This is a genomic window from Nocardioides dubius (genome assembly GCF_039528155.1).
GTDB classification, from domain to species: Bacteria; Actinomycetota; Actinomycetes; order Propionibacteriales; family Nocardioidaceae; genus Nocardioides; species Nocardioides dubius.
The window spans coordinates 296293-299944 of sequence record NZ_BAAALG010000001.1 but is presented as its reverse complement, the minus strand read 5'-3'; the positions used below and the strand labels follow the sequence as shown (position 1 = coordinate 299944).

4 protein-coding genes are annotated in these 3652 nt (G+C 71.9%); 3 read left to right on the top strand and 1 reads right to left on the bottom strand.

Annotated features, from left to right (window positions below):
- Window positions 1-570: SGNH/GDSL hydrolase family protein (locus tag ABD151_RS01325; protein WP_343990538.1), on the top strand; the 570-nt coding region annotated here is incomplete at its 5' end.
- Window positions 571-578: 8 nt separating this feature from the next.
- Here ABD151_RS01325 and ABD151_RS01320 read toward each other — a convergent pair.
- Window positions 579-1898: a hypothetical protein gene (locus ABD151_RS01320; protein WP_343990536.1), complete on the bottom strand. Its 1320-nt coding sequence runs from the start codon at window positions 1896-1898 to the stop codon at window positions 579-581.
- Window positions 1899-2030: 132 nt separating this feature from the next.
- Between ABD151_RS01320 and ABD151_RS01315 the strand changes: the two genes are divergently transcribed.
- Window positions 2031-3479: a WS/DGAT/MGAT family O-acyltransferase gene (locus ABD151_RS01315; RefSeq protein WP_343990534.1), complete on the top strand. Its 1449-nt coding sequence runs from the start codon at window positions 2031-2033 to the stop codon at window positions 3477-3479.
- Window positions 3377-3652: DUF6912 family protein (locus tag ABD151_RS21920; protein ID WP_425571838.1), on the top strand; the 276-nt coding region annotated here is incomplete at its 3' end. The genes ABD151_RS01315 and ABD151_RS21920, both read left to right, overlap by 103 nt.

Below are 3652 nucleotides of genomic sequence, written 5' to 3'. Positions count from 1 at the left end.
TTGGTCACCGACGGCAACCGGGAGCTGGCGAAGGTCGCTGCGCGGGCCGGCGCGAAGGTACCCGGACAGGTCCGCTTCCTGTCCGGCGTGCCGGAGCGGTTCGCGGGCCACGAGCCCGACGCCGGCGGCAGCAACGCGGAGCGCTGGCTGATGCAGATCCTCGATCCGGCGGCGGTGGACCTCAGCGACTACTACCACCCCAACGCGCAGGGGCAGCAGGCCTATGCGGAGCTGCTCGCGGCCAAGGGCGACTTCGGTGCGAGCCATGGCCGGCCGCGCGCCACGATCACCGTCAAGCGGCCCGGCCGCGGTGCCCGGGTGGTCGCGAACCGCCGGCTCGCGGTGGTGGCGAAGGTGCGCGTCTCGAACGCCGTCAACGCCCGCGGCACGGTGCGGGTCATCCGCGCCGGACGACGGCTCGCGGCCACCACGCTGCGCCCGCGCAACCACGGACGCGCCGTGCTCCGCCTTGCCGGGCTGCGGCCGGGCAAGCACCGGCTGGTGCTGCGCTACCGCTCACCCGACGGTGCGCGCGCGGTGGTCCGGCTCACCGTGCGCGCCGGCCGCTGAGGCGCTGCTCAGGCGCTGAACAGCAGGGTCAGCCCACCCACGGTGAAGGCCACCATCACCACCAGCATGGAGAGCTGGCCGGTGAGCTGGTGCCGCTTGGGCAGCAGCGCGATCGCCCGGTCGTGGGCGGCGACCACGCCGACCACGTGGCCGACGACGACGCCGAGCACCTTGAGCGTGGCCAGCAGGGTCGGGTGCTCGGAGAGCCAGTAGCTGGGCGAGCGGTCGGCGATGCCGAGCAGGTCGGAGCCGTTCGCCATCGGGTCGCTCAGCTGGAGCAGGGTGATCTGCCCGTACTCCACGAAGTAGCTGAGGTAGTGGGCGAAGAAGTAGCCCGCGATGATCGGCACCAGCGAGTGCGCGTAGGCCGCCGGCAACCGCCAGCGGTGGTCGGGGTGGTCGACGCCGGTGAGCAGACTGGCCACCACGAAGAGCACGCCGGCCAGCGCGATCAGCCCGACCAGGCCGCCCAGGTTCAACAGGTTGCTGGAGACGTCGGGGGTGTCCAGCACGAACTGGACCCAGACCCGCGAGCCGCGGAAGGAGTCGAAGGCGGTGCTGCCGAGCAGCACCGCGCAGACCGCGACCAGGCCCGGGGTCGGCGGCGTGGTGGCGAGGTTGGCCAACGGCGAGCGGACGACGAGCCGGCCGTCCTCGTCGCGGGCCCAGACCGAGAGCCGGCCGACCAGGGTGGAGAAGACCTCGAACGGGTCGGCGTTCTCGTAGAACCGGTTGCCGTAGACGGCGCCGCCGACCAGCATCACCGCGACATAGACGCCGATCCACAGCCGGACCGGGCCGATCTCGTTGGCGAACGGGTAGACCAGCTCGAACCAGGTGAAGGCGAACAGGCCCAGCGCGGCCGGCCACATGCCGAGTCGGGCCGGGTAGTCACGCAGCCCGTTCTCCGGGTCGGAGCCGGCCAGGCGAGCCAGCGCGGAGTTGATCGCCCGGACCGGGCTGATCGCCTTGTAGAACGGGCCGAACAGGAGCGAGGCGGGCACGATGCCGACCCACAGCAGCACGAAGAAGACGCCGAAGACCGGGTTCAGGATCACGTCGCGGCCGAAGACCGCGGCCGCGCCGACGTAGCAGAAGAAGGCGAAGCCCAGCGTGCGCAGCAGCGGGGAGAACCAGGCGCTGTCGACGATCCCGGCCAGCCAGGCCGGCGCCGGGCGGCCACCGGGCTGCTCGAACTTCGGCTTGCGCCAGGCCAGGGCCAAGACCGAGAAGGAGATGGCCAGGGCGGCGCAGGCGCCGCCCAGGGCGTACTCGAAGGGGATCGGCAGATCCTCGCCGCCGCCCACCCCGTGCGCCAGGAAGTTCATCGTGCGCGCTCCTCGTTCCTCACTCGGCCGTGCCGAGCGGGGGAGTTCCCGATCGGACAGCCCCGACTCTGACACAATCCCTGTAAGTGACGCCTCTTGGGTCACGCGGGGGGATGAGAGAGGGGTAGGCGGATGAGCGATCGACTTCGTCCACGCGACCTTGCCTTTGTGGCGACCGACACGGCGGCGACGCCCATGCACAACGCGACCCTGGAGATCTTCGATCCGGGCGACTCCGGCTTCGACTATCTGGCGCTGACCCAGCTGATCACCGACCGGATCGCCTTCGTGCCCCGCTACCGCAAGGTGATCCGCCCGGTCCTGGGCTCGCTCGCCAACCCGGTCTGGATCGACGACGCCGGCTTCGACATCAGCTACCACGTGCGCCGCTCGGGCCTGCCGCGGCCGGGCACCATGGAGCAGCTGCGCGAGCTGACCGGCCGGATCATGTCGCGGCGGCTCGACCCGAACCGTCCGCTGTGGGAGGTCTACCTGATCGAGGGGCTCGCCGACGGCAAGGTGGCGGTGCTCTCCAAGTCGCACCAGATCCTGGTCGACGGCGTGGAGACGGTCGACCTGGGCCAGGTCCTGCTGGACACCTCGCCCGAGCCCAAGCAGCTGGTGCACGAGGACTGGGAGCCCCGCCGGGCGCCGTCGCCGTTGGGGCTGGCGGTCTCCGCGGTGGCCGAGTCGCTGCGTGACCCGGCGACCGTGCTGGCCACCGGGCAGACCGCCGCCGAGCGGCTGCTGCGCCGCGCCGAGGAGGGCCGCAACCGGCTCGCCGCGGTGGCCGGCGTGCTGGCGAACCGGCGCCCCACCCCGGACTCGCCGATCTCCGCGGAGCTCTCCGAGCAGCGGCGGCTGGTCACCGTGCGCACCGACTTCGAGGACTACCGAGCCATCCGGCTGGCCCACAACACCTCGGTCAACGACGTGGTGCTGGCCACCGTCACCGGTGCGCTGCGCAACTGGCTGCTGGCCCGCGGCACGTCGTCGTCGAAGATGCGCAACCTGCGCGCGATGGTGCCGATGTCGGTGATCGACGACGAGCTCGAGGCGACCTCGCTGGGCAGTCAGGTCACGCCGCACCTGGTGCAGCTGCCGATCGCCGAGGCCAGTCCGCTGGTGCGCCTGCACCAGGTGCGCTACGCGTTCCAGGCGCACCGCGACACCGGGCAGGCGGTGGCCGCGAACCGGCTCGCCGGGGTGGCCGGCTTCGCTCCGACCACCTTCCACGCACTCGGCTCGCGGGTCGCCGCGCAGTCCCAGCGCCGGCACTTCAACCTGACCGTCACCAACGTGCCCGGTCCGCAGTTCCCCTTGTACGCCGCCGGTGCGCGGATGCTGGAGACCTATCCGGTCCAGCCGCTGCTGCCCGGGCATGCACTCGCGATCGGGGTCACCTCCTACGACGGCGGGGTCTTCTACGGGATCACCGGCGACCGCGACGCGCTGCCCGACCTGGCGGTCCTGGGACAATGCATCACCGAGGCGTTGGAAGAGCTCGTCGACCACACCACAGGTGGTCGCACGCGCGCGCCTCGAGGCCGCCCCAAGACCGCAAAGAAGCCGAGCCCATGAGCCACCGCGTCTACCTCCCTCTCGACCTGGATCGCCTTGCCAGGTTGGTCTCCGACCGATCGCTGCCCGGTCCGCTGACCGCGCATGCGGTGACCGACGCGCTGATCGCGGCCTGGCCGGACGGCGACCAGGAGGGCTGGGAGTACGCCGCGCTGGCGGCGGCCGGCGGGGAC